The sequence below is a fragment of the Chitinophaga solisilvae genome (assembly GCF_009928525.1).
Lineage (GTDB): Bacteria > Bacteroidota > Bacteroidia > Chitinophagales > Chitinophagaceae > Chitinophaga > Chitinophaga solisilvae.
Genome location: NZ_JAABOK010000017.1, coordinates 99,376 through 125,947, shown reverse-complemented (window position 1 = coordinate 125,947; position 26,572 = coordinate 99,376). Strand labels below are relative to the sequence as shown.

Sequence of the window (26,572 nt, the reverse complement as noted above, 5' to 3'; positions counted from 1 at the left end):
CAATTAATATTTCGCTGCTGTCTTCGGAATAGACCCCTTTATAAACGTTCTTATGTCTTCATTGCCGGTTGTCAGGTCATCTTTGCGGAGGTACATCATGTGGCCGCTGCGGTAGCCTTTCCAGGAGAGGCGATTTTTCAGTCTGCCGCCGGGGTCCATCTGCCACATGCTGTATTTGGCATTGAAGTAATCGCAGGCGCCGTCGTAGTAACCGCTCTGAATCATGACGTGGAGGAAGGGGTTGGCAGCCATCGCCTGGCGCAGGTTTTCACCGGTGTTGTCATTGCTGCGGTCCCAGGGATGTACGGGGCCGAACATCATGTATTTGAGATCGGTATTGAATTTTAGTTCTTCCCGCAGGTAGATGTTGATGGCTGGTGTGAAGGCATGCAGCCAGGAGGTGAGTTCGGCGTTGTAGTCCGGGTTGGTGCCTGCATCTTCCCGGTCCTGGCCCAGGTAGCGGGAGTCCAGGCGGCCAACGGTATAGCCTTTGTCGCGCAGCAGTTCTTTCCAGAAGAAGGAAGGAGGCACGTTGAGGTTATGCTGCAGGATTACTTTTTCGGAGAGACCGGAGTAACGGGCCATTCTGCCGGCGATGGATTTCCTTTTCTGCTCGTCCAGGAAACCGCCCTGACTGATAGCGGGTATCAGCTCATTGATGGTAAAATTCTCTACTTCAGGTAGCATGGCGGTCAGATCTTTCTGCTGCAGGTCGGCGGACAAAGCCTTGTGATACCAGGCAGTGGCGGCGTAGTAGGGGAGCGTCATGGCTGCATCTACGGGGCCGTTGCGGTTAATGCCCAGTTCAGTTGGCGATACCAGCACCACACCGTTGAGGTACATCCACTGTGCATTCTGTAATTCCAGTGCCAGACCTGATACTCGCGTGGTGCCATAGCTTTCGCCGATCAGGTATTTGGGCGATGCCCAACGGTTATGCCTGGATACGAAAGTGTTAATCCACTCTGCCAGGTATTTTATGTCTGCATTTACGCCGAAGAATTTCTCCCGGGGGGCGTCCTTGTTAATTCTGGAGAAGCCGGTATTGGCCGGGTCTACGTATAATATATCGGCGATATCAAGAATAGATTCCGGATTTTCGTGTATGCCATAGGGTTGTACAGGATACCCTTCATCATCGATATTAAGCAGCCGCGGACCGGTATAGGCTATCTGCATCCATACAGAAGGCGTACCCGGACCTCCGTTAAAGGAAATTACCAGTGGCCGTGTAGCCTTGTCTTTTACATCCGTGCGCTCATAATAGGTATAAAAAAGACCTGCCAGCACTTTGCCATCCTGGTCCCATACCGGCTGCGTACCTGCAATGGCTTTATACGGCACCTTCTGGCCTTTGATGGTAACATCGTGCGTGGTGGTGACAGTCGTGTCCGGATTCAGCGTGACAGAAGGATTGCCCATAGGCGCTACGGGTTTCGCCGGCGGTACTGCTTTCCCGGCCTGCTGCGCCTTCAGCGACGGCGCTGCCATCAGACCGGCCAGCAAAGGGAACATCATCCACTTTTTCGATACGTTCATATTTAGATATTTGGTTTAGATCAGCATGCTAAATATCTAAATTATGCTAGAAAGTCAAGTAATTAATTACGAATTACAAATTACGAATTACGAATGGAGAACCCTTTCTCAGGAATATTGATTATTGACGGATTACTTTGATCTCCGCTGATAGAAATAGCCAGGTTCAATCGCTTTGCTCTCCGCTTACATTCGTAATTCATCATTCGTAATTCGCAATTCCCTAGAGGTTAAACCTTTATCTCTCCGCCATTGTTATTTGTAAAACCATTGATTATGCGCATCCTAACTATTCAGCCTGTTCGTCGCTACATGGCGGTTGTGACGGCAGTTACCCTGATTTTTCTGATGGCAGCCTGCGGTACTACCGTGCATATGACAGGTACCTGGAAAGATGCATCAGCAGCTCCCGGAGGTTATCATGAAATAATGGTAGCCGGGCTCAGCTCTAATGTAAATGCCCGGCAGACAGTTGAAAACCAGCTGGCGGCCGCATTGGGTAAATATGGTGTTACAGCCGGTAAAAGCCTGGATGTATTTCCTCCCAGCTTTGACCCTAAAAATGATAATGACCGCGAAGCCATGGCTAAAAAGGTGGAGGCTGCCGGTTACAAGGCTATTCTGACGGTATCACTGGTGAATAAGGAAGCGGAAAGCCGCTATGTGCCGGGCACCGTGAGTTACGCGCCATATCCGGTTTACGGCTGGTATGGCAACTTCTGGCGCTACTACGGCTATATGTACAGTTCAGTTTACTCCCCGGGGTATTATACTACCGATAAAACCTATTTCCTGGAAAGCAACCTCTATGACCTGGATAAGGAAGGAAAACTGGTATGGTCCGGGCAATCCGAAACAGTGAACCCTAACAGCCTCGAATCGTTTGCCGCCGCGTATGGGAAAGTGGTGGCGGATGCGCTGAAAAACGGCGGGCTGCTCCGCTGACGCTTATTTTTCTTCGTCATAATAGGTGTGGTCCCTGGTTATCTTTCCGTTTTCCACGGTGAATACGGTACAGATGGGCAGGGACCATTTTTTGCCGTCAGGTCCTGTACCGCTGGATACAAATTCCACAATGATATGGTTTTTGTCGCCGTACATTTCTTTCACCTCATCATGTACATCCGGGAACATTTTGCCCAGCTCACGGTATTTGTCCGCAATCTGCTGCCGGGTATGCAGCACTTCCGCAGGACCCAGTGACGGATCCAGGAATGCGGCAGTATCATGATAACAGGCGGCCATCTTCTCCCAGTTATGTTCGTTAAAGGCTTCATACATTTCTTTCACGACATGGGTATTGGAGTTGGCAAGGCTTATTTTTCCGCCGGGCTGTACACAGGCTGTCAGCATAGCCGGCAATAACAGTATAAGGTATGTTCTCATGTATGGTTTTTATCAGTATACAAATTACGAAGTTGTCACTGAAAAGAAATAATCTTGATTAAATTTGCCGCTTAACGATTAAACTGTAACTATGGAGATGATGGCGCCCGATCCGGCACTGCTGCAACAGCTGGTCATGATGAAAATGCCTTTCGGAAAGTATAAGGATGTGGTGCTTTGTGAGCTGCCGGTCAGCTACCTGGAATGGTTTCAGCGCAAAGGTTTCCCCAAGGGGAAGCTGGGAATGCTGCTGGAAACCATGCTGGTGATTAAGATGAACGGACTTACCCACCTCCTGGATCCGCTGAAGAAAGGACTCCGCTGACATCGTATCTCTTTACCATAATTTTATCAACCTATGCTTTCCAGGTTCAATGCCCGGTATGTTTTTACTTTTTTGTTACTGACATTGCTTTTTGTGGAATTACATGAGCTGGTCCATGGGTGGCTGAATCATATATTATGTGGCTGTGATGCAGCGCGGGTGTTTGATAATGTGCCGGAATGCGGAGATTGTAATGCTGCAGTCAGCAGGTGGGTAGATATCGGAGGGCCTTTATTTTCCTTTGCAGCCATGTGGGGAGGGATGTTGCTGCTGCGTGTTCCGCAGCCACGTATCAAAGCCCTGGGATTTGCGCTGATCTTTGCCAATCTTCCGTTCGGGAGGCTGATCCCGCTTCCATTCACTTTACTGACACCGTCTACCAGCGATGAGATGACTTTTATAAGAAAGCTGACAGGAGCAGAGGTGAGCCTTTATATCAGGGCTGCTATCTGTATTATTGTTGTGCTGGCACTTACTATACCTCCGTTGCGGGCAGCATGGTACGCTATCCGGGAAGATGTGCGCCGAAGGGTATTCTGGCGGCTGTATTTCCTGCCGTTGCCCTTTATACTGATTTACCTGATCGCGGGGTGGAATAATGTGCTGCGATCCCTGTCAGGTACGCCGTGGAGTAAGCCGGTAATATTGGGGACGCCCTTGTTGATTGTAGTTCATACGGCAGTGGTGTTATTATTGCTGGTACTGACTTTCCGGCATTTATATATCCCGGCGGCGGAGGAATAATATCAAAGGCCGTCCGGCCTTTGATATGGGCGGGACGGCCTTGGAATAACGTTCAGGTATATACGTTGTTAAGTAAGGACAAACTCTAAAACCAGCTGGTAGCCTGCTCTTCTTCGTTGGCAGCAGGAGCAGGAGGGGCGGCGGGAGCAGTTTCTCCGGCTGCGGGTTCAGCCACTGGTTCCGGTTTATGTACGGGCTGCACATTTTTCCGGATAGCGCCTTCCACCACTGCACCTTCTTCGAGTTCGAGTACCAGTGCGTTTACATCTCCCTTGACATAGGCTTTATTGCTGATGTGTGCTTTGTTGGTGATATATACATCGCCATACACTTTTCCGTGTACCACGAGATCGGTCGCATAAATATGCCCGCGGATACTGGCGTTTTCGCTGACAACCAGTTTGCCGGTGGTTTTTACGTTTCCTTTTACATGCCCGTCAATACGTCCTGAGATAGTGGCATCAATGCTGCCGTTAACAGTAACTTCCTTAGGGATGCGGAATGCCCCTGGTACAATGATGTTGCGGAAAAAATGTCTCACACTGATCACACAAATTATTTAGAGGGTGATAGGATTATTTACTACTGGCTGATGATCTTCATCAAAAGTGGAAATAATAGAGCTGGAATTACCGAGATCCAGTCCTACGCTCCTTTGCGGTTTGTTATCAGAAATACGCAAGGAGTTGTGAAGATAACCGATACTGATGAGCTTTTCAGGTTCAGGGGCTACTTCTACCGGAATAAAATCACGGAATTCTTCCTGGAAGGCATCTGTCAGTTCACGATAGTGCGCACCGCCACCCATCAGGTAAATCTTTTCACAGGTTTCAAAATCCAGGTCAGTGAAATAGCTGCGCATCAGCGGGGATACTACTTCCTTGTAATACTGGGTAAGTACGCCTTTACGCATATCGCGGAGGTCAATACGTTTACGGTTCGTAAAGATAGATCCTTTCACAAAGGCATCATCTACCTGGTGTTCATTTTTCATCTCCAGGTAATGTTTCTGATTCAGCTCACGGGTCAGGTTGTTGATTGCATAACGGATACCGTGGGAACTGAAGCAGGTACGGTGTACCAGGCCATCGCCGGTAGCCATGCCGCCTTCAACGGTACCAAATCCGAAACTGATAGCAATGAAGTTATCCAACTGGGGCTCATTGATGGTTTTCTTCAAACCAATGATGCCGCCTACAATTTCAGGGATGATTTCATACTTCTCAATGTCAAACATCGCCTTTTTGAAAGAGCCCTTGGTGTTGAAAGTCTGGGTATCGTAATCAATCAGAAAGTGTCTTTTACTCAGAAACTGCTCTGCCGCTGTTTTGTAGATATTGTAGGTAGAGAAGGGGAATCCCATGGTGAGCGCAATTGGTTGCTGCACTTTGTCGATGGTATTCAGTAATGCTGCTTTGAACAATATTTCATAATCTTCTTCGGTAGGAGCGGCGTTCGTGATTCTGCCGGGATTGATACCGCCTCTTTTGGCCAGGTTTCCAACCAGGTACCATGCCTCATCTTTTTTGATTTTTAATCCGTTGAGCAGGTCCTTACTGGAATTTTCCGTGTTCCCGAATGCCGTTTCAAAAACGCTGGGGAAGCTGATGGTAGATACTTTCATAGTGATTTGTTGATAATAACATTATGCGCAATTTGGCCGGGGATGAGGGATTCATCTAAATACCAAACAGCGGTTAAATATATAAAATATTAGTAAACAAGGGAATGACAATCAGCTAATTTACGCTAAATTTAATACAGGGCTGCTAATTTTCAAAACAGGCAGACTGATGCAGGGATACTAAACAACCCTGTATTTCCGTTTTTTACTGACCTGCTTGTCCCCATACCGCCGCACACTTCCATTTCTTTCCGCATGATAATAACCAGGCTATCTGCCATGCTGTTGATGTTGACAGCCTGCCAGCCATCGCAGAAAATTTACCAGGCGCCCGCAATGGGAGCAGAAGCGCAGTTTGATAAAGGCCTGCGCCCCGAAAAGCATCCGCAGTACCTGTTTGATAAGAAGACGATGAAAGACATGCGGCGCCAGGGAAATGTTTCCCGTTATACCCGGACGCGTCGAAACACAGCGCCTACTATTCCGCTGCCGAAGAAAAATGCTGCCGGCAGCGACTCTGCGACTGCTCCTGCCGATTCATCCCATACCGGGCCGTTGCCGGCAGACAGCCTCCGTACTGTACCTGACACTACGCATATACCCCGGTAATTTCCTACATTTGAAAGATGACCGTTCCTGTAAACAGGAACTTTATTTTTATTATCTATGAACAAAGTACAAGGTATTTTATCCGGTCTGTTGCTGGCAGGCTGGCAGCTGGTGTCGGCACAGGCTTTATATATGCCGCTGAACATCAGTCGGGCATATGAGCAAAACACCCGCAGCGCAAACGGCGCTCCCGGTCCCAGGTACTGGCAGAACAAAGCCGCCTATGATATACAGGTGTCCTTCGATCCCGCTACCAATAAGGTTTCCGGTACAGAAAGCATTGTCTACACCAACAACAGCCCGGATACATTGAGGGAAATCAACTTTAAACTGTTTTCCAATCTCTTTCAGCACGGAGCTGTCCGGTATATGCCGGTGACCGCCGGCGATCTGACCAAGGGGGTAGATATACGTAATTTCAAACTGAATGGTACAGAAATGCGGCTGCCGTCCGTGACGGGTACCAATATGCCGCTCGGGCTATCCGGAAATGCAGCCATCAGGCCGGGAGAACAGGTGAACATCTCCCTGAGCTTCTCCTATACGCTCAATGAAAATACGCATATCCGCACGGGTGCGGTGGATAGCGGCGCTTACTTCATCGCCTATTTCTTTCCGCGTATAGCCGTATACGATGACCTCCACGGATGGGATAAAATTCCCTATACCGGCGTGCAGGAATTCTATAATGATTTCAGTGATTTTCGTGTAGCCATTACCGTGCCTGGCAACTACCAGGTATGGGCTACCGGTGATCTGAAGAACACTGCAGACGTATATAACAGTAAATATGCGGAACGGATTGCCCTGGCAGAAAAGAGTGATAAAGTAACAGACATCATTAGCGAAGAAGATATACGCGAAGGAAATATTTCAAAAAAGAATGCCTGGAACACGTGGCGCTTTGAAGCAGATAATGTGACCGATTTCGCGTTCGCAACCAGCAATCATTACCAGTGGCGGGCAACAAGCGTGGAGGCAGACCACAGCACGAAGCGCAGAACCCGCGTGGATGTGGCGTTTAACGCGGCGCACGCCGATTTCTACGACGTAGTGGACTATGCCCGCATTACCGTAGATCAGATGAGCCACCATTTCCCGAAATGGCCTTTCCCTTATCCGCATATCACCGTATTTGACGGGCTGGATCAGATGGAATATCCAATGATGGTGAATGATAACCCGCTGACCAACAAAGCCGCTGCCATAGAACTCACCGATCATGAGATCTTCCATACCATGTTCCCGTTTTATATGGGTACCAATGAAACGCAGTATGCCTGGATGGATGAAGGCTGGGCTACTATCGGCGAATGGATCATTTCGCCGATGATCGACAGCACTATCATAGATGATTACGGCATGCAACCCTATAACCTCATGGCAGGAAGAGGGCAGGATCTGCCGGTTGTAACACCGTCCAACCAGCTGACAGACGCCTATATGGTGAACTCCTATCCCAAACCGGCGCTGGGCTATCTGTATGTTAAGGATATGCTGGGCGACAGCCTCTTCCTGAAAGCGCTGCACTACTACATTGCCCAGTGGCATGGTAAACATCCGCAACCTTACGATTTCTTCAACTGCATGAATACCGGCTCCGGCAGGAATCTTAACTGGTTCTGGAAAAGCTGGTTCTTTGATAACGGCTACCCTGACCTGGGTATCAAGGCTGTAACAGAGAAAGGACAGCAGCGTGATATTGAAATAATATCGAAAGGTACCAAACCTGTTCCCGTAGATGTGCGGGTAGAATTCACCGACGGCACGGAACGCATGCTGCATCAGAGTATTGCCTGCTGGGAGAAAGGAAATAAAACCACAACCTTATCTTTTACTTCTCCCAAAAAGATAAGGAAAGTAACCCTTGGCAGTACCTGGGTAGCCGATGTAAATAAGAATGATAATGTAAAAGTGATGTAGTAAACCCGCTACAGTTCATCAAAGTATAGCGGGAACACCTTTTGATTGACACCGCCGATCACACCCAGACCACCAATAGCATTACTCCGCAACTGAATAGCCTGCACCAGGCTGTTCAGTCCGGGGTTGCGTTTCAGCTTCTCGTACGTCAGCAGAAAATCGTAATACTCCTTTGATACGGATTTCACGTACACCATTACACGCCCCTGCGGGATATATAAAGACGGATTGGCTACCAGCGCCGTGGCATTGATATACAGACAGGTATTCAGCGGTTTGTTCATCTGTGTAAACAGGATGGCATTATAGTTTTCATTGAGTCCGCCGATCTGGTTGTTATCCGCATTTTCGTCCTGCGTATAGCAGGGGATGCGCAGATAGGCGTTTTCCCAGGTAGTATCCTTTTCCAGTCTGACTCCTGGTTCATTTTTGACGCGCTGGTACAAATCAGCATTCTCCGTCAGGTGATACCGCTGGCCGCTGTAGTAAAAGAAAGTATCCAGTACAGCAATCTGTTTCAGCGCTTCAAATACAATGTATTGGCGGATGCCTGCAGGCAATGGCTGAATATTGAAGCGGAACCGCAATACCGGTCTGCCGTTGAGCATGGTGCGCGCAGTATCTACCAGATCCATTTTAAATGCAGGTGGTACCCAGGCGCTGGCGGATACCGGTTTCATATCAGGTACGGCTACTCTTACCCGGTAGGTATGTGCTCCTTCCAGGGTTTTATTGCCGCGGTAAAGACTCATGTTGTTGTTGGGGTCATCTACATATTGCAGCGTTTCTATCAGGTTGCTGTCTTTATCCAGCAATTGTATCGCCGCATTGGGAACGCTTTCAAATTCGTTGTTGATACCCGGGCCCACAGGCTTGCTTTTGCCCAGCCGTACTTCCCCTTTGGAGCCGGCAATCAGCTCGGCATATACGACGGTGCGGGGTTTAATATTGGAAGGAGGTACCGGCAGTTCCTTCTCGCACCCCATCAGAAAGGCGATCCCGGCACACATGAAAATCAACAGGTACTTCATACTAAAACTTGAATGTATAACTGAGATAAGGTAATGTTTTAAACAGACTGTACTGATATAGCTGCAACGGATAAAAATCGTTGTAGGTAAAAAGCGTGAACTGGTCGTAACTCACAATGAACGGATTACTGCGCGAATATACATTATAGACGCCGCCGGTGATAATATGCCGGAAGTGGTTGCCCTTACCCAGGTATATGGTGGTGCCTATATCCAGGTGGTGAACAGCATGTAACCGGTAGTTGTTCAGTTTGGCGATATAGGGCAGGTAATTGATCACATTACCGCCATTGGGCTGGTAGCGCCCATCGAGGTAGCCGTAGATATTACGCCCCCAGTCGAAGTCCGGGAATATCTGTGCCGGCAGCGTGAATGGTGCGCCACTGGCAAATTTCCACGAAGCGGAGAGATTCCAGCGGGGCTTAACCCGGTATTTCACGGCCAGTGACAGGTTGTGGCGGCGGTCTTCCTTATAGGGGAACATCTGTCCGCTGTTGATACGGGCAAATTTCCGCCAGGCCCAGGACAGCGTGTAGGAAAAGATGCCGGTAAACTTACCCTGCGTTTTTTCCAGTAACAGCTCACTGCCATAATTATAGCCATTGCCGGCGATCACTTTTTTCTCCCAGAGGTCAGAGTTATCGAAAATATTCAGTACCGTATTGGTGGTAACGATGTTCTGCAGTTGTTTGTAGTAAAGGTTTGCATTGAAACGCCAGTTGTTCGCCCATTGTTTCTGGTAAGACAGGCTGTAGGAAAATGCTCTTTCCGGTTTGATATTTTCCGTGCTGGGCACCCAGAGGTCTGTGGGGAGATTAATCACCGGTGTTGTCAGCTGATGCAGGAACTGTGTCATCTGGGCAAACGACGCCTGTATATACTGCATATGCGGCATATTCCAGCGCACCATTACGCGAGGCTGCAGGCTGGGGTAAAAGGAGCTGCTTTGTGCGAGTGCGCCGAAATGCAGCCCCGGCCTGATGATGAGCCGGTCGTTGAGCAGGCTGAGTTCATCCTCCGCATAGGCCGTGAATTCAGACATATAGTATTTAGGCGCTTCGCGCTGAGTGGCATCTCCTGCATGTACATTGGTACGGTAGGCCGTAGGCGCGAAGTTATGATAGGTATAACCGCCGCCGAAAGAAAGGCGGTGATCACTGTTGATGGCATATTCCGTTTCATTGTGAATGGCTATATCACGAATGCGGGATACGCCTTTGCCGTTTACATAGATAGAATCAATTTCAGAAAGCGGTACTACGCTGTTCTGTGAGAACAGGTTGTAGAACCGGCTATAGGTGGCGGTGGTATTGGAGAACATCCGTGGATTGATGACACGCGTCCATTTGAGGGCGGTGGTAATATTGCTCCAGGCAAATTTGTAATCGTCCTGCAGGGGAAGAATCACGTTGTCGCCGGGAATGAACATGTTATCCTGCCCTTTGTAGAAGCTGAGGTATAGCCTGTTTTTGCTGTTGATGACCTGGTTCAGTTTGAAGTTGACATCATACAGAGAGTATTTGCCATACCGGTCATGAAACCTTTTGCCGTATAATACATCTACCAGCGATCTGCGGATAGACAGGGAGATGGCGCTTTTGTCTCGTACGATAGGGCCTTCCAGTTCCGCGCTGGCGGAAACGGGGCTGAAGGTTCCCTTTCCGTGCCATTCCTTCATGTTACCGTCTTTCGTGCGGATGTCCACCACAGAGGAGAGGCGGCCGCCATAACGGGCGGGGAAGGCATCTTTATACAGCGAAACATCTTTTACCGCATCTCCGTTGAAGATAGAGAAGAGGCCGAAGAGGTGGCCGGTATGATAGAGGGGAACGCCATCCAGCAGATAAAGGTTCTGGTCAGCGCCGCCGCCGCGTATGAGCAGGTTGCTGCTGCTTTCCAGGGAACTGCCTGTGCCGGGATACAGCTGCAGGGATTTCAGTACATCCTTTTCCCCGAGCAGGGCGGGGAAGTTGGATACGTAACCAACGGGCATATTGATATACCCGGCCTGGAGGGTAACAGAATCGTTTTCACCGCTTACAATGACCGTCTGCAGCTGATTACGGGCGGTCATATGTATGTCGAGCTGTCCTTCATCCGGTGGGGGAAGGGCCTGTATCACTGTCTCATAGCCAATATGGGAGAATACAATACTGTTGCAGCTGTCGGGGACCTGCAGGCTGTAAAAACCGTAGGCGTTGCTGACAGTACCTTTGCGGGTTACCGGGTCATAAATGGAGGCGCCGATGATGATCTCATGGCTGTTGACTTCCTTAACGAATCCGCTGATGGTATAGTATTGTGTCTGCGAGCTTTCGCGCAGCAGGAATATTTTACCGTTGACCGGGGCAGCCTGTATACCGGTTCCCTGTAGGATGGTATTGAGTACGGCTCCGGTGGTATGCTCCGTACCAGTGAGTTGAATTTTTTTATTCAGGTGCAGGAAGTTGGAACTGTAGGAGATGCTGATGCCGGTAGTGCGTTGTATGTCCTGTATAAAAAACAGGATGGAACCCTGCCGGGCGGGTGGCGTATAGGGGCGTATAAGCAGCGGATCCCGCATGTTTTGCGCATGCAGGATACCTGCTGGTAAAAATGCCAGCAGTAAGAATAAAGCGTATAATAAGTAGTTCGTTGATCTACCTGCCGATGACGATGATGCCGTCTTCTTCCTTGTAGTTGAAACCAAGCAAAAGTTGTAATTCGTGCAAAACCTCATCGCAGGACTGATCGTGGAAGGAGATCGTTGCTTTCTGCTGCGTTGCGGTGGCCCTATATGATTCGTCAATCCTGATATCTTTCCCGTAAAAATCGGCTAATTGCGGCAATATTTCAACAAGTGATTGATCATTAAATTGCAAAATTCCGGTTTTCCACGCCATAAAGTTAGGATTGTCGTTGCTGATGGCGCTCATCTGGCCATTGCCCCAGACGCCTTTCTGGCCACTGGAGAGGATTACGGCGGAAGTATCGTTTTCGGCGCCCAGTTTAACTTTTCCGGAGGCTACGATGACGGTGGTGTGGGCACTGGCAGTTTTCACGGTGAAGGCGGTACCCAGTACTTCCACAAAGGACAGGTTGGGTGTTTTCACTACGAAAGGGTGGGCAGGGTCGCTGGCCACTTCGAAGTAGGCTTCTCCTTCCAGTTCCACGAGGCGGCGGGCGCCTTCGGTATATTTGATGCGGGCGCCGGGCCGCAGGGTGATAACGGATTTATCGGATAATTCCAGGCTTTTGATCTTGCCTTCATTGGCCGCCAGTTCCTGTACTTTCAGCGTAGGGCGGCTTGCCAGCCACCAGGCTCCTGCAGAGAGTAATACGAGTATTGCGGCGGCAGCGGCATATTTAAAGCCTGAAAACCTGGCCCGTAGGGGAACGGGAGCCTGTACGCTATGGCTCACTTTTTCCCATGCGGCGGCGGTATTATACTGCTTTTGCGGCTTTACTGCATGGACAGAGTCCTGCCATATCAGCTGCAGCTTTGCATAGGTATCCCTGTTTTCTGCGGATTGTTCCAGCCATTGTTCGATGACCGTATTTTCTTCAGCAGTGGTAACAGATGATAATTGCTTTGCAATCAGATCATATAAGGAGGTATCATTGTGGTCCATATTACAGTGTGTGCTCTATCTTTAAAACGCGGGGAATGAAGATACCCCCTACTATTTAATTAACATATTTTTAGTAAAAAAAGCAAGCCTGCCGGCAGGCCGTACTCTCCCAGGTATTTCCGGAGTATTTTCAGTGCGCGGCCCATATAGTTCTCCACAGTTTTGGCTGAAAGGCCCAGTTTAACGGCTGTCTGCTGATGAGTCATGCCCTGCAGGCGGCAGCAGGTAAATACCTCGCGGCACTGCGGCGGCAGATTGGCAATAGCTTCATATATCAGTTGCTCATAATACGGCTTGGCATTCTGCTTCTCCAGTGCATCCGGCTCCTCACTCACGTCTACCACCCATTCATAGGCCTTATTGCCGGTTTCCTCCGCGTTGCGCCGGCGAAGCGCAGAAATGGAGTTGTTGCGCACCGCCCGGAAAAGATACGCCTTAATATTCGGGATACCGATTATTTCCCGGTGTTTCTGCCATAATTTGATAAAGGTCTCCTGCACCACATCCTCTGCAGCATCATCATCATTCAGAAAAGTATTGGCATAATTACACAATTCATTGTACAATGAATGAAACAGATCGTTATATGCCTGAAAAGAAGGTGTTGCTGTCATTTACCTTCATATAGTTTTGATAATGAATAGAACGCCGCTAAAGTAGCTATTTTTTTATTTATAAAATGATAGGGGGTATCTACATTTTTTGCGTCATTATATTATAACGGCCAGGCCTATATGCTGTAATGCACTTCCAGTTTTTTTAGTTTGTGTTTTTTTTTAGTTACCACGGTTGCATATAATCATATGCAACCGTTTCTTTTTTCCGGCTCCTGAATATTCGCCAATACTGGTGAAATTTTACGCATTATTTGCAAAGCGCCGCCATGGCACGTAACTTGGCTCCGGCACATCAACTGAAAAAACATGCAGCTTCTGATCAGACAGATTACTGCCGGCATCCTGCTGTCTGCCCTCACAGGCACAGCAGCTACCGCGCAGCAAACATCCTCCATATACAGGCATGGATGGATTGACTTTAACAAGAACGGACGGAAAGACATTTTCGAAGATCCCGCACAGCCGGCAGAACGCCGCATCCAGGACCTCCTCTCACAGATGACGCCGGAGGAAAAGACCTGCCAGATGGCAACCCTCTACGGCTATGGCCGGGTATTGAAAGATGAAATGCCCACCGCAGAATGGAAAACAAAAGTATGGAAAGACGGTATCGCCAATATTGATGAGGAACTGAACAGCCTTCCCTTCAATAAAAAAGCGGCGTCAAAATATTCCTTTCCCTACAGCCGGCATACGGAAGCTCTAAACACCATACAGCGCTGGTTTGTGGAAGAAACCCGCCTGGGTATTCCCGTGGACTTCACCAACGAGGCCATACACGGGCTTTGCCACGACCGCGCCACACCTTTCTGCGCCCCGATTGGTATCGGCAGCACCTGGAACCGCGCACTGGTCAGCCAGGCAGGCCATATCGCCGGCCGCGAAGCCCGCCTCCTCGGATACACCAATATCTATGTACCCATCCTGGATCCCGCCAGGGACCCGCGCTGGGGAAGGGTAGTGGAATGCTATGGGGAAGATCCCTTCCTGATAGCGGAGCTGGGCAAACAGATGACGCTGGGCGTGCAAAGCGAAGGCGTGGCCGCAACACTTAAACACTATGCGGTATACAGCGTACCGAAAGGCGGCCGCGACGGTAACGCCCGCACTGATCCGCATGTAGCTCCCCGGGAACTCCACCAGATTTACCTCTATCCCTTCCGCCGCGTCATCCAGGAAGCCCGCCCCATGGGGGTGATGAGCAGCTACAATGACTGGGACGGCGTACCGGTGACCGGCAGCTATTATTTCCTCACGGAACTGCTACGGCAGGTATATGGCTTCGACGGTTATGTGGTGTCCGACAGTGAAGCGGTGGAATACCTTTTCAGCAAGCATCATGTGGCGGCAGACTATAAAGACGCTGTACGGCAGGCGGTGGAAGCCGGTCTGAATGTACGCACCAACTTCACCCCGCCGGAAGAATATATCACCCCGCTACGCGAACTGATAAAGGAAAACAGGCTGTCCATGAAAACAATAGACAGTCGCGTGGCAGACGTACTCCGCGTGAAATTCAGGCTGGGGCTTTTCGATAAACCCTACAATGATCCCGTACCGGCCGATAAAGGGGTGCATACCGCTGCCGATGAGGCTTTTGCCCTGCAGCTGAACAGGGAATCCCTGGTGCTGCTGAAAAACGACCACGAAACATTGCCACTGGATAAAGGTAAACTACGTAACATCCTGGTAACAGGTCCACTGGCAGCCGCTTCTACACATGCAATCAGCCGCTATGGCCCTTCCAATAATCCGGTTACCACTGTGCTTGATGGCATCAAAACCTTTGCCGGTAAGGATATCCGGGTACAGTACGCCAAAGGATGCGATATCGTAAACCCCGGATGGCCAGGTACGGAGATCATCCCGACCCCGCCGGACAGCAGTGAACTGGCCTCCATAGCGGAAGCCGTGAAACTGGCCCGTCAATCGGACGTCATCATTGCGGTAGTAGGTGAAGATGAAAAAAGGGTGGGAGAAAGCCTTTCCCGTACGGATTTATCCCTTCCCGGCCGGCAGCTGCAACTGTTGCAGGCGCTGCATGCTACCGGGAAACCGGTCATCGCCGTGCTGATTAACGGCCAGCCGCTGACCATCAACTGGGAACAGCAAAACCTGCCCGCTATCCTCGAAGCCTGGTTCCCTGGCCCGCAGGGCGGCACCGCTATCGCGGAAACACTGTTCGGCGCCTACAACCCAGGCGGCCGGCTTCCGGTGACTTTCCCCAAATCGCTGGGCCAGATAGAACTGAACTTCCCCTATAAACCAGGATCTCACGCTGACCAGCCATCTTCCGGTAATAACGGTTACGGACGTACGAGCGTGAACGGCGCACTGTATCCGTTCGGCTTCGGCCTCAGCTACACCAGCTTCTCCTACAACAACCTGGTGGTTACGCCGCAAAAACAGGCATCCCAGGGCGACATACACGTAAGCGTAGATATCACCAACACCGGCAAGAGAAAAGGCGACGAGGTAGTACAACTATACCTGAAAGACCTTGTCAGCAGCGTTACCACCTACGTGATGCAACTCCGGGGTTTCGAACGTATCACCCTGCAACCCGGAGAAAAGAAAACCGTTCACTTTGTTCTCCACCCGGATGACCTTTCCATCCTGGACCGTAACATGAATACCACCGTTGAACCCGGCGACTTCGAAGTCCTGATTGGCACTTCCTCGGAAGACATAAAGCTCAGGCAGGGATTCACGATTATATAAGGTAATTGCGAATTATGAATTGCGAATTGCGAATGAAAGCGAAGACCGCAGCGGATATGATATCTGCTACGGTCTTCGCTTAATTAAGAATCACAAAATTTCGAAATCAGAAAATTCCTGAATCGCACATCAAATCTCAAATAACCAAATAATTAAATGTTTGTTATCTTGCTGCAAATTTTCCATTGTATCTATGAAAAGATTAACTACCTCGGTACTGGTAGCGCCATTATTTGCAATATTGTCGTGTGGTGGTAACAGTAACGCACATACGGAAACACAGACCGATACCTTAAAAACCGCATCTTTTGGATTCAGCGACTGGATAAAAAACCTGTCAGTACTGGATAAACCGCTGGAGCTGACGCAGCTGAAAGACGTTACCGGTAAATCCGGCCCCCTGCAAGGCGACCAGTACGCCACGGTGGAAGCGGGTATTCTTTCCGGCAACGACCGCTTTATTGCCGTCATCGTGAAAGGCACACTGAAGAAGGAAAATAACAGTATTACCTACCTGATTACCTATACGCCTGACGGAAAAGAAATTGCCCGGGCGGAAGTAGGCATGCAAACCGATGGGGAAACTGATGGTACCTCCATCTTCAAATTTCCGCTGGCAGACAACGATGCCATGATTGAAGTGCGGGAAGAATGGTTTATCAGTAAGAAGGGAGAAGATCCGGAAATGAGGTACAAGACCAGGTTCCTGAAGCTGGAAAGCGATGGCAGTATTGCTGCTGTTCCGCAGGAAACAGCTACGTTCGATGCTTTTGCCGGCCGCTTTAATGATATCTCCTTACCGCTGACCGTCAGCGAACCGGATGTTGCCAGGCTGAAACCTTTATCGAAACTGACTCCCTACTATAATTTTGAAGAGCTGATGCGCATCGGCGATGTACGGGCTTTTCACTATGGTAAGGCTGCTATACCCGGCGGCCCGCTCTATCTCTTATATGCTACCAGTGAAACAAAGAACACCAGCGATTATTTTCAGGCGCCTTCCGTGCAGCTGGTGTCCTATATGAATGGTAAAGAAGCAGATCATCTCTGGATCTGGTCTGCCAGCTCCAGCGAAGGGGTAGAATCCTCAACAAAAGATGCTGTAGTAGAGAAAGATGGCGCCATTACCCTGTCTCAGACGGAGGATGCAGACGGCCCCGGATCAGACTATCCTTATACGGGTAAATTCAAAAATATGTACAGGTATAAACCTGATGCCAGCGGCAAATTTGTAAAGACGCTGACTGGCCTTGAATTTATCTCTCCTGATTTTACTGCAGCTGCCCTGAAGAAAATAATGACCGAACAACAAAACGTTGTCATGACAGCAATGATTCTCCGTTTTAAACGCGAGATGCCTGTATTTGTGCACCTGAAATGGCACGACCAGAACGGGGAGCAGCTGGTAGAATTCTTCACCACCGATCAGGCAGGGAAGGTGCTGGATAGATATCAGGTATACAATACCCTGAAGAAAACCAGCTATGCTGAGGTGAGTGCTAAAGATGGCGCAGTAACAGGCAACCAGGTTGATGCTGCGGATGAAAAGCTGGAAGGCGCCGCGCGGCTGGTGCTGGGAAATAAAACAGTGACGATTGCGCAGGATGGGATGTTTGTTCCACAATAACTGATACGGATCTTTCCTGATGATAAATATGCTTAAACAGCGCCTTTACGGGCGCTGTTTTTATTTTCAGCCATGGCAGCCTGCTCTTACGGATGAGCAGGAATGATAATTGCGGCATATCAGCTTTGATCCGCAAGTTGTATTTTTATATAAAACCATGTACTATGTCCGGAACTTTCACAAAACTGAAAAATGCCTATCATCTGCTCAAAAGCATTGACTTTAAAATGCTGGCGAAGCTGTCTGAAAAGATAGACCTGCAGCAGGTGATGCAATCTGTCGCTAAAATGGATGAGACACAGCTGAATGGCCTGATGAAAATGCTGAGCAGCAGGGGCAGCAAAAAGGCGCTGCCACCTATCGACGGGGACTTTTACGACCTCAGTGCTAAGTTGTCGCGGGAAGACAGGGAACTGCAGCTGAAAGTACGAGCGTTCATGGAAAAGGAAATCCAGCCGATTGTGAATGAATACTGGCTGAAAGCAGAGTTCCCGTTTGAGATCATACCGAAATTTGCAGCACTGAATATCTGTGGCGTCACCTACGATGGCTACGGCTGTCCGAACCGTTCCTATCTCATGGAAGGCATCATTGCCATGGAAATGGCCAGGGTAGACGCATCTATTGCCACATTCTTCGGGGTGCAGAGCGGGCTTGCCATGGGTTCTATCTATATGCTGGGTTCTGAATCCCAGAAAGATGAATGGCTGCCGGGAATGCAGCAGCTGAAAACCATCGGAGCTTTCGGACTCACAGAGCCGGAAGTAGGTTCAGGTACTGCCGGCGGACTAACCACTACGGCTAAACGGGAAGGGGATACCTGGATATTGAATGGTCAGAAGAAATGGATTGGTAATGCCACTTTTGCAGATGTAATCATTATATGGGCCAGGGATGTGGATGATAACCAGGTGAAAGGTTTCCTGCTGCGCAAGGGTACTCCCGGTTTCAGTGTAGAAAAAATGCACGATAAAATGGCCCTGCGTATTGTACAGAACGGGTTAATCACGATGAAAGACTGCCGCATTGCGGAATCAGACCGCCTGCAGCGCGCCAACAGTTTCCGGGATACCAGCCGCGTGCTGCGCATGACCCGCGCCGGGGTGGCATGGGAGGCCGTAGGTTGCGCCCGCGGCGCCTATGAGAATGCATTGGCGTATACCCGTTCCCGTAAGCAGTTCGGTAAGCCGATTGCTTCCTTCCAGCTGATCCAGGGACACCTGGTGGAGATGCTGTCTAACCTGACGGCTATGCAGACAATGGCCTTCCGGCTCTCTGAAATTCAGGATGAAGGCGGACTTAAAGATGAACATGCTTCTCTTGCAAAAGTATTCTGCACCCTGCGTACCCGCGATGTGGTGAGCCGCGCCAGGGAAGTAATGGGAGGCAACGGCATCCTGCTGGAGTATAATGTGGCCCGCTTTGTGGCCGATGCGGAAGCCATCTACTCCTATGAAGGAACGAAGGAAATCAATTCACTGATCGTTGGCCGCGCTATTACCGGCGCCAGTGCTTTTGTCTGAAAAAATTAAAATCTTTTTTATAGATTTAAGAGTTTGTATGCGAAGTCCGCATACCCTGTTAAATCAAATGCAAACGTTATGACTAACGCAAACCGCCGTAATTTTCTGAAGAATGTTTCCCTGGGAAGCCTTGCTGCCATCAGTATTCCGAATATTGTATCTGCTGCAACGGTAGCCGATAAAACAAAAAAGGTCACGCTGAAAAAAGAAAGCGTGGTATTGTTTCAGGGCGATTCCATCACGGATGCAGGCCGTAAACGGGAGGTGGATACGCCGAACAACAGCGGCGCGCTGGGTGGCGGATACGCACTCATGGCGGCATCTGCCCTGCTGCTGAAACAGGCTTCCCTGAATCTGAAAATATACAATAAAGGTATCAGTGGCAATAAGGTGTATCAGCTGGCGGAACGCTGGGATACCGATTGCCTGCAGATAAAGCCGGATGTGCTGAGCATGCTCATTGGTGTGAATGACTTCTGGCATACGCTGAACGGCAATTATAAAGGCACCGTAAAAATATACCGCGATGATTACGATAAACTGCTGGACCGCACCAGGCAGGCTTTGCCGGATGTGCAGCTGATTATCGGCGAACCGTTTGCCGTGAAAGGCGTAAAGGCGGTAGATGATAAATGGTACCCTGCATTCGACGAATACCGCGCTGCCGCGAAGGCTATGGCTGATAAGTACAAAGCAGTATTCATTCCTTACCAGCGCATCTTTGATAAGGCGCAGGAATCCGCTCCCGGAGCCTACTGGACGGGCGACGGCGTACACCCCAGTGTAGCGGGCGCTCAGCTGATGGCCGCCGCCTGGCTGGAATGCGTAAAATAATATTTACCTTATATGCTCACAGCGCCCTGCCGGCGCTGTGATTGTTTTAAATTGTTTGCACCTTACTATGAAAAAAATCTGCATTTTATTGCTGATAACAGGATGGAGTATGATGACTGACGCTCAGAAAAGAGAAAAGATCCATTTGTGGCCCGGTGCAGTTCCCGGCGAAACGTCAGAAAAGATGTTTGCCGCGGTGGTATCGGATCGCAGCGGAAATGTAACCCGGCTGACCAATGTCACTGATCCGCTGATGGAAGTGTATCCCGCTGATCCTGCCAACAACCGCGGCGTTGGCGTGATTGTTTGTCCGGGTGGCGGCTACAGGATTCTGGCTATCAACCTGGAAGGCGATGAAATTGCAGCATGGCTCAACAAACTGGGCTATACTGCCTTTGTGCTGCAATACCGTGTTCCGAGAAAGGAAACCGGCGCCCTGCAGGATGCGCAACGCGCATTGCGTATTGTGCGCAGCAAGGCGGCGCAGTGGAACCTGAACCCCGAAAAGGTAGGCATGATGGGCTTTTCAGCCGGCGGCAGTCTCACTGCCAGGTCTGCCATACTCTATAACCTCAATACCTATACGCCGGTGGATAGTGCAGACTCCTTATCTGCCCGTCCTGCATTCGGTATGCTTATTTACCCGGCCTACCTGGATATGGGGCCCGGCCGCACCATCACACCTGCTTTAAAGCCGGACGCCAAAACGCCGCCTATGTTTCTATTCGCTACTGCCGATGATGTGCATGGTAACAGCGCACTGGTGATGGCCGGCGCGCTCCGCGATGCCAAAGCTCCTGCAGAGCTGCATTTTTATCAGGCAGGAGGGCATGGCTACGGCCTGCGTTCCGGTAACCCTGCAGCCGACGTATGGCCCGGACTGGCAGCCACCTGGCTGGAAACCGTGACGGAGCCAGGGAAGCAGGCAAACAGGTTATCCCGTAAACCCGCCGATAGCGGTAAAACATCCCGCTGAAAAATCATGTAAATCTTTCTGCATATTATGTAAATCTTCTCCTGCTATAATCGGCATCTTTACAACAATTAACCTGAACAGTTGTAATTATTAAAAGCCGATATAGTTATGGAAGACCACCAATATATGCATGTGCATATGGATCATGATCACCACGATCATTCGCCGGAAACGCCCCGTCAGCATGAGTCGCATGCACATCATGCTGTAAAGGACGCACATGCCGGTCACAGCGGTCATGCCGGCCACGATCATCATGCCATGATTAATGATTTCCGCAGACGTTTTTATGTTGTGCTCATACTGACCATCCCCGTCATGTTGCTGTCTCCCATGATACAACACTGGCTGGGACTGGATATACATTTTACGGGAGATAAATACCTGTTGTTTACCCTCTCTGCCGTCATATTCTTTTTCGGCGGATGGCCTTTTCTTTCCGGATGGTGGAATGAAATGAAAACAAGGAATCCGGGTATGATGACACTTATCGGATTCGCTATCACTGTGGCTTTCATTTACAGTGTGGCTACACTGTCCGGGTTGCAGGGCATGGATTTTTTCTGGGAGCTGGCTACCCTGATCCTCATCATGCTGCTGGGGCACTGGATAGAGATGAAATCGGTGGCCGGTGCATCGCGGGAGCTGGAACTGCTGGTACAGCTGATGCCGGCGGAAGCCCATCTGGTAGCCGGTAATCAGATACAGGAAGTAAAAACTGACAGCCTGCAGCCGGGAGATATTATACTCGTCAAGCCCGGTGAAAAAGTAGCTGCAGACGGCATTATCACAGAGGGAGACAGCTACCTGAATGAATCCATGCTCACAGGAGAATCCCGCCCGGTGGGCAAGCATCGGGGAGATAAGGTCATCGCCGGTTCTCTTAACGGTAACAATGCGCTGCGGGTGAGGGTGTCCCATAATGCAGCTTCCTCTTATCTTTCACAGGTAATTAAACTGGTAAACGACGCGCAGCTGTCCAGGTCGAACACGCAGCTGCTGGCCGACAAAGCTGCACGATGGCTTACCATCATTGCTATTGTAGCAGGTGTCAGCACTTTTCTCTTTTGGTATATCGATGGTAAATCACTCTCTTTTGCGATGGAGCGGATGGTTACCGTTATTGTGATATGCTGTCCGCATGCGCTGGGACTGGCGGTTCCGCTGGTGGTGGCGCGATCCACTACCGTGGCGGCGCAACATGGCCTGCTGATAAAAAACAGGACAGCCTTTGAGAATGCACGTAAAATTACCACGCTGGTATTTGATAAAACCGGTACGCTGACAGTCGGTAAGTTTGAAGTAGTGAAAGTGGCAGCCTTCAGCCCGGCCTGTAAAGAGCATGATTTGCTGGCGCTGGCTGCTGCAGTGGAACAGCAATCCGAACATCCTATTGCTACGGGTATCGTTAACAGGGCACAGGCATTGCAGCTGCCCGTACCTGTTGCAACGCAGGTACAGGCAATGGCAGGGAAGGGCATCAGCGCAGAGGTAAACGGTAAAGCAGTGCTGGTGGTGAGCCCCGCTTATATGCAGGAAAAATTTCCTGCACAGCAGCCCGTCGAAAACAGTGATACCGGTACCTTATCTTTTGTCATTATTGATAATGAGCCGGCCGGGTACATATTGCTTGCCGATGAAGTGAGGCCCGAATCCCTGCCGGCAGTTCAGGCGCTGAGAAAGGAAAATATCAAAACGGTGCTGCTGACCGGCGATAACCGGAAAGTGGCTGCAGCCGTGGCGGAGCAGCTACAGCTTGATAATTATATTGCAGAAGTGTTGCCGCATCAAAAGCTGGAAGAAATCAAAAAGCTGCAGGCCGCCGGCGAATATGTAGCGATGACCGGCGATGGTATCAACGATGCGCCGGCGCTGGCACAGGCGGATGTGGGTATTGCCATCGGTTCCGGATCGGATATAGCTGCAGAAACAGCGGGCATTGTGCTGGTGAACAGCAACCCGGAAGATATCGTAAGCCTGATCCGGTTTGGAAAGGCTACCTACCGCAAAATGATACAGAACCTGGCCTGGGCAACGGGTTACAATATCATTACCATGCCGCTGGCTGCGGGTATTCTGTATCACTGGGGCATTCTGCTGAGCCCTGCTGCCGGCGCTGTACTGATGACCGTCAGCACCGTGATCGTTGCTATCAATGCAAGATTGCTGAAATTATAACAAATCATTATTGGCATTTCAAATGAATATTTCTATAAATTTGACAGTGACGTTTAAAACCTGTTACTATGGGAATATTTGATAAACTCCGGAATGAATTTATTGACATTATTGAGTGGACTGATACGTCTGCCGATACGATTGTGTGGAAGTTTCCCCGCTACCAGAATGAAATAAAGATGAATGCAAAGCTCACTGTGCGTGAATCACAGGTAGCTGTTTTCATGAATGAAGGTAAAATCGCTGATGTATTTCAACCGGGCATGCATACGCTGAATACGCAGAACATGCCGATTCTGAGTACATTACAAGGCTGGAAATATGGCTTTAACAGCCCTTTCAAGGCAGATGTGTTTTTTGTGAGCATGCGCCAGTTCACCAATCAGAAATGGGGGACCAAGAACCCTGTTATGCTGCGTGACGCTGAATTCGGCCCCTTACGTATCCGCGCATTCGGCAGCTATGCTTTCCGGGTGAAAGACGGCGCTGAGTTCCTGAAAGAGGTGGCTGCCACCAATCCTGAATTTACGGTGGAAGGTATCAATGAGCAGCTGCGTAATCTCGCAGTTTCCCGTGGTATGGATGCCATCGCAGAAGCAAAAATTCCTGTGCTGGACCTGGCAGCAAAGTATGATGAAGTTTCTCAGCTCATCACAGATAAGATCAGACCTGAGTTTAATGAACTGGGTCTGGAACTCACAAAGTTTCTCATTGAAAATATTTCACTCCCGCCAGAAGTGGAAGCCGCGCTGGACAAACGCAGCAGCATGGGTATCGTTGGTAATCTGGGCGCTTATGCGCAGTTCCAGGCAGCCAATGCCATGGAAAAAGCCGCTGAAAATCCATCCGGCGGCCTTGCTGCAGCTGGTCTGGGTGTAGGTATGGGCGCTTCCATGATGGGACAAATGGGTAACATGTTCAACCCCACCCAGGTAAATCCGCAAACCGGCGCACCAGGCGCACCAGCAGCAGGAGCAGGCGCTCCGCCGCCATTGCCGCCAACCGCTGCCTTCTTCGTTGCGATCGACGGTAAACAGGCCGGCCCCTTTGACATGGACCAGCTGCGTCAGCTGGCCATCGGAGGCAGCCTGCAGTCACAAACACTCGTATGGAAAAACGGTATGCCCGGCTGGGCCGCTGCTTCCACCGTTCCGGAACTGGGAGTTGTGCTGAGCACAGTACCGCCGCCTTTGCCTTAAATTGCGAATTACGAATTACGAATTACGAATGCTGAGCGAAGATATAGGTAAAGAAAAAGAAGTAAATTCTTTATCCGCTTATATCTTCGCTCAGCATTCGTAATTCGTAATTCGCAATTCGTAATTGCTCTCAATTATACTTTTGCTCCAATCACACCACTCCTATGTCTTTTGAGGAAAAAACAAGTGAGACCGTCTCCTCACTGAAATGTCAGAACTGCGGTGCAATACTGCATTATGCCCCGGGTACCAACAGCCTGAAGTGCGAGTATTGCGGTACCACCAATGTTATTGAAGAAGCGCCTATGCCTGAAGGTATCCGTGCTTTTGATTATGAAGAATTTCTGGCCAGCCAGCAGCAACATATTGAACCGACACAGGAAGCCGTAGTGGTGAAATGCACTAACTGCGGTGCGTCTACTACCATGTTGCCGAATGTAACATCAGATTCCTGCCCGTTTTGTGCGTCGCCGCTGGTAATTGATCATGTGCAGACTACCGCCATTCTCCAGCCGCATTATGTGCTGCCCTTCGACGTGAAGGACCGGCAGGCGCTGGAATTTTTCCGTAAGTGGATGAGTAAATTATGGTTTGCTCCTTCCGACCTGGTGAAGAAAGTGAAAGACGGATCCTCCCAGCAGCTGAAAGGTATTTATATTCCGCATTGGAGCTATGATACCGATACAGCCACCGCATACCGCGGACAGAGAGGAGAGTATTATTACACCACCGAAACCTATACGGAAGAAGTGAACGGCAGAACCGAAACGCGTACACGCCAGGTGCGGCATACCGCCTGGTACAATGCTTCCGGTGAAGTAGACAATGTTTTCCGGGATGTGCTGGTATCCGCTAGCCCGTCGCTGCCGCGTAAAATGGCAGAGATACTGGAACCCTGGTACCTGGATCAGCTGAAACGCTTTGATGAACGTTATCTCAGCGGCTTCCGCGCAGAAATATATCAGACCACTGCCGAACAGGCGCTGGTAATCGCCAAGAAACGTATGGACAGCGCTATCCGTAACAGCATCCTGGACGACATCGGCGGTGATGAACAGATCATTGACAATTATGCGGTAGATTATCAGAACCTGGGACTGAAATATATCCTGCTGCCGGTTTGGATCAGCGCATACCGATATAATAATAAGCTGTATCACTTTGTAGTGAATGCCAGCACAGGCGAAGTTACCGGCGACCGCCCCTACAGCTGGATGAAAATAGCGGGACTCATTATCGGTATTATTGTCGCAGTAGTTGTACTGTATGGATTATTTGCCAATCAATAAAATTTTTACCGGCCTGAGACTTTTCAGGCCGGTAATTGACCCGGTCTGGGGAAAACAATCTACATGCAGGCGCGCGCGGCCGTAGCATTTCATCTTCTGCATTGATCTTCTGTAATGCTTTACTGTACTGTGTTTGGTGGGATGCCTCTTTCTGATGGTATCTTTTTTGACTGTTATACTGCTTAACAGCAACACATTATTAACCCAAATAACAGTTGTCATGAAAAAGACCATATTTTTAGCTACAGCACTGTCTGCTGCCTGGATGTTATCTTCCTGCGGCGGAGGTAACAATCCGCAAAACGAAAAACCTGTTGATTCTGCTCAGGATATTAATGAAACAGTAAAACCGGTGGATAACCAGTCTTCAGAGTTTGCTGTGAAAGCAGCCAACGGCAGCATGATGGAAGTAGAAATGGGTAAGCTCGCACAGGAGAAGGCCCAGAACCCACGTGTGAAGGCATTTGCAACCATGATGGTGAATGACCATTCCAGAGCAAATGAGGAACTGAAAGCGCTGGCATCCGGAAAGGGCATTACTTTACCTGCAGAACTATCTACCGAAACCAAGGATCACATAGATAAGCTGAGTAAGAAGACAGGTAAGGATTTCGACAAGGATTACATCAGTATGATGGTAGATGACCACAATAAAGATGTAAAGGAATTTGAGAAGGCATCCAATGATGTTACAGATGCAGACCTGAAGTCGTGGGCTTCAAAAACATTGCCCACCCTGAAAGCGCATCAGGATTCTGCCAGGGCAATTAAAGACGGACTGAAGAGATAAATCACTCAACCGGAAAAATCCTCCGC

At 49.6% G+C, this 26,572-nt stretch carries 22 protein-coding genes; 14 read left to right on the top strand and 8 right to left on the bottom strand.

Features of this window, described 5'->3' with window-relative positions; translation table 11 throughout:
- Window positions 1-3: 3 nt before the first annotated feature.
- Complete coding sequence (locus GWG06_RS26200; protein ID WP_160717239.1) at window positions 4-1,539, bottom strand: S10 family peptidase; 1,536 nt, start codon at window positions 1,537-1,539, stop codon at window positions 4-6.
- A 276-nt stretch (window positions 1,540-1,815) separates the two neighbouring features.
- Between GWG06_RS26200 and GWG06_RS26195 the strand changes: the two genes are divergently transcribed.
- Window positions 1,816-2,484: a DUF4136 domain-containing protein gene (locus tag GWG06_RS26195; protein ID WP_160717237.1), complete on the top strand. Its 669-nt coding sequence runs from the start codon at window positions 1,816-1,818 to the stop codon at window positions 2,482-2,484.
- A 3-nt stretch (window positions 2,485-2,487) separates the two neighbouring features.
- Here GWG06_RS26195 and GWG06_RS26190 read toward each other — a convergent pair whose 3' ends face one another.
- Window positions 2,488-2,925, bottom strand: coding sequence for a nuclear transport factor 2 family protein (locus GWG06_RS26190; RefSeq protein WP_160717235.1), 438 nt, complete (start codon window positions 2,923-2,925; stop codon window positions 2,488-2,490).
- 91 nt (window positions 2,926-3,016) lie between these two features.
- Here GWG06_RS26190 and GWG06_RS26185 point away from each other — a divergent pair, with 91 nt between their 5' ends.
- Window positions 3,017-3,250 (top strand): DUF3820 family protein, encoded by a 234-nt coding sequence (locus GWG06_RS26185; protein ID WP_202183122.1) that lies wholly within the window; start codon window positions 3,017-3,019, stop codon window positions 3,248-3,250.
- Between the two features lie 33 nt (window positions 3,251-3,283).
- A complete protein-coding gene (locus GWG06_RS26180) occupies window positions 3,284-3,994 on the top strand; it encodes a hypothetical protein (protein ID WP_160717233.1) in 711 nt (236 codons plus the stop codon).
- An 85-nt stretch (window positions 3,995-4,079) separates the two neighbouring features.
- On the opposite strand, the gene GWG06_RS26175 is transcribed toward GWG06_RS26180, so the two are convergent.
- Entirely contained in the window at window positions 4,080-4,535 is a 456-nt protein-coding gene (locus GWG06_RS26175) for a bactofilin family protein (RefSeq protein ID WP_160717231.1), read from the bottom strand.
- Window positions 4,536-4,553: 18 nt separating this feature from the next.
- Window positions 4,554-5,618 (bottom strand): ParM/StbA family protein, encoded by a 1,065-nt coding sequence (locus GWG06_RS26170; RefSeq protein WP_127034437.1) that lies wholly within the window; start codon window positions 5,616-5,618, stop codon window positions 4,554-4,556.
- Between the two features lie 255 nt (window positions 5,619-5,873).
- Between GWG06_RS26170 and GWG06_RS26165 the strand changes: the two genes are divergently transcribed.
- A complete protein-coding gene (locus tag GWG06_RS26165) occupies window positions 5,874-6,227 on the top strand; it encodes a hypothetical protein (protein WP_160717229.1) in 354 nt (117 codons plus the stop codon).
- 57 nt (window positions 6,228-6,284) lie between these two features.
- Window positions 6,285-8,150, top strand: coding sequence for a M1 family metallopeptidase (locus tag GWG06_RS26160; protein ID WP_160717227.1), 1,866 nt, complete (start codon window positions 6,285-6,287; stop codon window positions 8,148-8,150).
- An 8-nt stretch (window positions 8,151-8,158) separates the two neighbouring features.
- Here GWG06_RS26160 and GWG06_RS26155 read toward each other — a convergent pair whose 3' ends face one another.
- The 4 genes from GWG06_RS26155 to GWG06_RS26140 form a co-directional block, all read right to left on the bottom strand.
- A complete protein-coding gene (locus tag GWG06_RS26155) occupies window positions 8,159-9,181 on the bottom strand; it encodes a DUF4249 family protein (protein WP_127034443.1) in 1,023 nt (340 codons plus the stop codon).
- 1 nt (window position 9,182) lies between these two features.
- Window positions 9,183-11,744, bottom strand: coding sequence for a TonB-dependent receptor (locus GWG06_RS26150; protein ID WP_160717225.1), 2,562 nt, complete (start codon window positions 11,742-11,744; stop codon window positions 9,183-9,185).
- Between the two features lie 76 nt (window positions 11,745-11,820).
- On the bottom strand, window positions 11,821-12,792 hold the full coding sequence (locus tag GWG06_RS26145; RefSeq protein WP_160717223.1) for a FecR family protein: 972 nt from the start codon (window positions 12,790-12,792) through the stop codon (window positions 11,821-11,823).
- A 59-nt stretch (window positions 12,793-12,851) separates the two neighbouring features.
- The gene (locus GWG06_RS26140; protein WP_127034449.1) at window positions 12,852-13,406 is read right to left on the bottom strand and encodes an RNA polymerase sigma-70 factor; all 555 of its coding nucleotides are present in this window, start codon (window positions 13,404-13,406) and stop codon (window positions 12,852-12,854) included.
- Window positions 13,407-13,715: 309 nt separating this feature from the next.
- Between GWG06_RS26140 and GWG06_RS26135 the strand changes: the two genes are divergently transcribed.
- From GWG06_RS26135 to GWG06_RS26095, 9 genes are all read left to right on the top strand, one after another.
- Window positions 13,716-16,130: a glycoside hydrolase family 3 N-terminal domain-containing protein gene (locus tag GWG06_RS26135; protein ID WP_160717221.1), complete on the top strand. Its 2,415-nt coding sequence runs from the start codon at window positions 13,716-13,718 to the stop codon at window positions 16,128-16,130.
- Window positions 16,131-16,323: 193 nt separating this feature from the next.
- The gene (locus tag GWG06_RS26130) at window positions 16,324-17,757 is read left to right on the top strand and encodes a hypothetical protein (protein ID WP_160717219.1); all 1,434 of its coding nucleotides are present in this window, start codon (window positions 16,324-16,326) and stop codon (window positions 17,755-17,757) included.
- Window positions 17,758-17,921: 164 nt separating this feature from the next.
- Window positions 17,922-19,280, top strand: coding sequence for an acyl-CoA dehydrogenase family protein (locus GWG06_RS26125; protein ID WP_160717217.1), 1,359 nt, complete (start codon window positions 17,922-17,924; stop codon window positions 19,278-19,280).
- Between the two features lie 78 nt (window positions 19,281-19,358).
- Complete coding sequence (locus tag GWG06_RS26120; protein ID WP_160717215.1) at window positions 19,359-20,114, top strand: SGNH/GDSL hydrolase family protein; 756 nt, start codon at window positions 19,359-19,361, stop codon at window positions 20,112-20,114.
- A 67-nt stretch (window positions 20,115-20,181) separates the two neighbouring features.
- Window positions 20,182-21,090, top strand: coding sequence for an alpha/beta hydrolase (locus GWG06_RS26115; RefSeq protein WP_202183121.1), 909 nt, complete (start codon window positions 20,182-20,184; stop codon window positions 21,088-21,090).
- A 108-nt stretch (window positions 21,091-21,198) separates the two neighbouring features.
- Complete coding sequence (locus tag GWG06_RS26110) at window positions 21,199-23,268, top strand: copper-translocating P-type ATPase (RefSeq protein ID WP_160717213.1); 2,070 nt, start codon at window positions 21,199-21,201, stop codon at window positions 23,266-23,268.
- Window positions 23,269-23,336: 68 nt separating this feature from the next.
- Complete coding sequence (locus tag GWG06_RS26105) at window positions 23,337-24,467, top strand: SPFH domain-containing protein (RefSeq protein ID WP_160717211.1); 1,131 nt, start codon at window positions 23,337-23,339, stop codon at window positions 24,465-24,467.
- A gap of 164 nt (window positions 24,468-24,631) precedes the next feature.
- Complete coding sequence (locus GWG06_RS26100; RefSeq protein ID WP_127034463.1) at window positions 24,632-25,756, top strand: TFIIB-type zinc ribbon-containing protein; 1,125 nt, start codon at window positions 24,632-24,634, stop codon at window positions 25,754-25,756.
- A gap of 220 nt (window positions 25,757-25,976) precedes the next feature.
- Window positions 25,977-26,546 carry a DUF4142 domain-containing protein gene (locus tag GWG06_RS26095; protein ID WP_160717209.1) on the top strand — a complete coding sequence of 190 codons (570 nt, stop codon included), beginning with the start codon at window positions 25,977-25,979 and terminating at the stop codon, window positions 26,544-26,546.
- Window positions 26,547-26,572: the final 26 nt, after the last annotated feature.

What these genes read in the sequence shown, in the direction of transcription:
- GWG06_RS26155 (WP_127034443.1), bottom strand. Translation starts at nt 9,181, where the DNA reads ATGAAGTACCTGTTGATTTTCATGTGTGCCGGGATCGCCTTTCTGATG.
- GWG06_RS26120 (WP_160717215.1), top strand. Translation starts at nt 19,359, where the DNA reads ATGACTAACGCAAACCGCCGTAATTTTCTGAAGAATGTTTCCCTGGGA.
- GWG06_RS26110 (WP_160717213.1), top strand. Translation starts at nt 21,199, where the DNA reads ATGGAAGACCACCAATATATGCATGTGCATATGGATCATGATCACCAC.
- GWG06_RS26145 (WP_160717223.1), bottom strand. Translation starts at nt 12,792, where the DNA reads ATGGACCACAATGATACCTCCTTATATGATCTGATTGCAAAGCAATTA.
- GWG06_RS26190 (WP_160717235.1), bottom strand. Translation starts at nt 2,925, where the DNA reads ATGAGAACATACCTTATACTGTTATTGCCGGCTATGCTGACAGCCTGT.
- GWG06_RS26095 (WP_160717209.1), top strand. Translation starts at nt 25,977, where the DNA reads ATGAAAAAGACCATATTTTTAGCTACAGCACTGTCTGCTGCCTGGATG.
- GWG06_RS26135 (WP_160717221.1), top strand. Translation starts at nt 13,716, where the DNA reads ATGCAGCTTCTGATCAGACAGATTACTGCCGGCATCCTGCTGTCTGCC.
- GWG06_RS26140 (WP_127034449.1), bottom strand. Translation starts at nt 13,406, where the DNA reads ATGACAGCAACACCTTCTTTTCAGGCATATAACGATCTGTTTCATTCA.
- GWG06_RS26170 (WP_127034437.1), bottom strand. Translation starts at nt 5,618, where the DNA reads ATGAAAGTATCTACCATCAGCTTCCCCAGCGTTTTTGAAACGGCATTC.
- GWG06_RS26195 (WP_160717237.1), top strand. Translation starts at nt 1,816, where the DNA reads ATGCGCATCCTAACTATTCAGCCTGTTCGTCGCTACATGGCGGTTGTG.
- GWG06_RS26150 (WP_160717225.1), bottom strand. Translation starts at nt 11,744, where the DNA reads ATGCGGGATCCGCTGCTTATACGCCCCTATACGCCACCCGCCCGGCAG.
- GWG06_RS26180 (WP_160717233.1), top strand. Translation starts at nt 3,284, where the DNA reads ATGCTTTCCAGGTTCAATGCCCGGTATGTTTTTACTTTTTTGTTACTG.
- GWG06_RS26185 (WP_202183122.1), top strand. Translation starts at nt 3,017, where the DNA reads ATGGAGATGATGGCGCCCGATCCGGCACTGCTGCAACAGCTGGTCATG.
- GWG06_RS26165 (WP_160717229.1), top strand. Translation starts at nt 5,874, where the DNA reads ATGATAATAACCAGGCTATCTGCCATGCTGTTGATGTTGACAGCCTGC.
- GWG06_RS26160 (WP_160717227.1), top strand. Translation starts at nt 6,285, where the DNA reads ATGAACAAAGTACAAGGTATTTTATCCGGTCTGTTGCTGGCAGGCTGG.
- GWG06_RS26130 (WP_160717219.1), top strand. Translation starts at nt 16,324, where the DNA reads ATGAAAAGATTAACTACCTCGGTACTGGTAGCGCCATTATTTGCAATA.
- GWG06_RS26105 (WP_160717211.1), top strand. Translation starts at nt 23,337, where the DNA reads ATGGGAATATTTGATAAACTCCGGAATGAATTTATTGACATTATTGAG.
- GWG06_RS26115 (WP_202183121.1), top strand. Translation starts at nt 20,182, where the DNA reads ATGAAAAAAATCTGCATTTTATTGCTGATAACAGGATGGAGTATGATG.
- GWG06_RS26125 (WP_160717217.1), top strand. Translation starts at nt 17,922, where the DNA reads ATGTCCGGAACTTTCACAAAACTGAAAAATGCCTATCATCTGCTCAAA.
- GWG06_RS26200 (WP_160717239.1), bottom strand. Translation starts at nt 1,539, where the DNA reads ATGAACGTATCGAAAAAGTGGATGATGTTCCCTTTGCTGGCCGGTCTG.
- GWG06_RS26100 (WP_127034463.1), top strand. Translation starts at nt 24,632, where the DNA reads ATGTCTTTTGAGGAAAAAACAAGTGAGACCGTCTCCTCACTGAAATGT.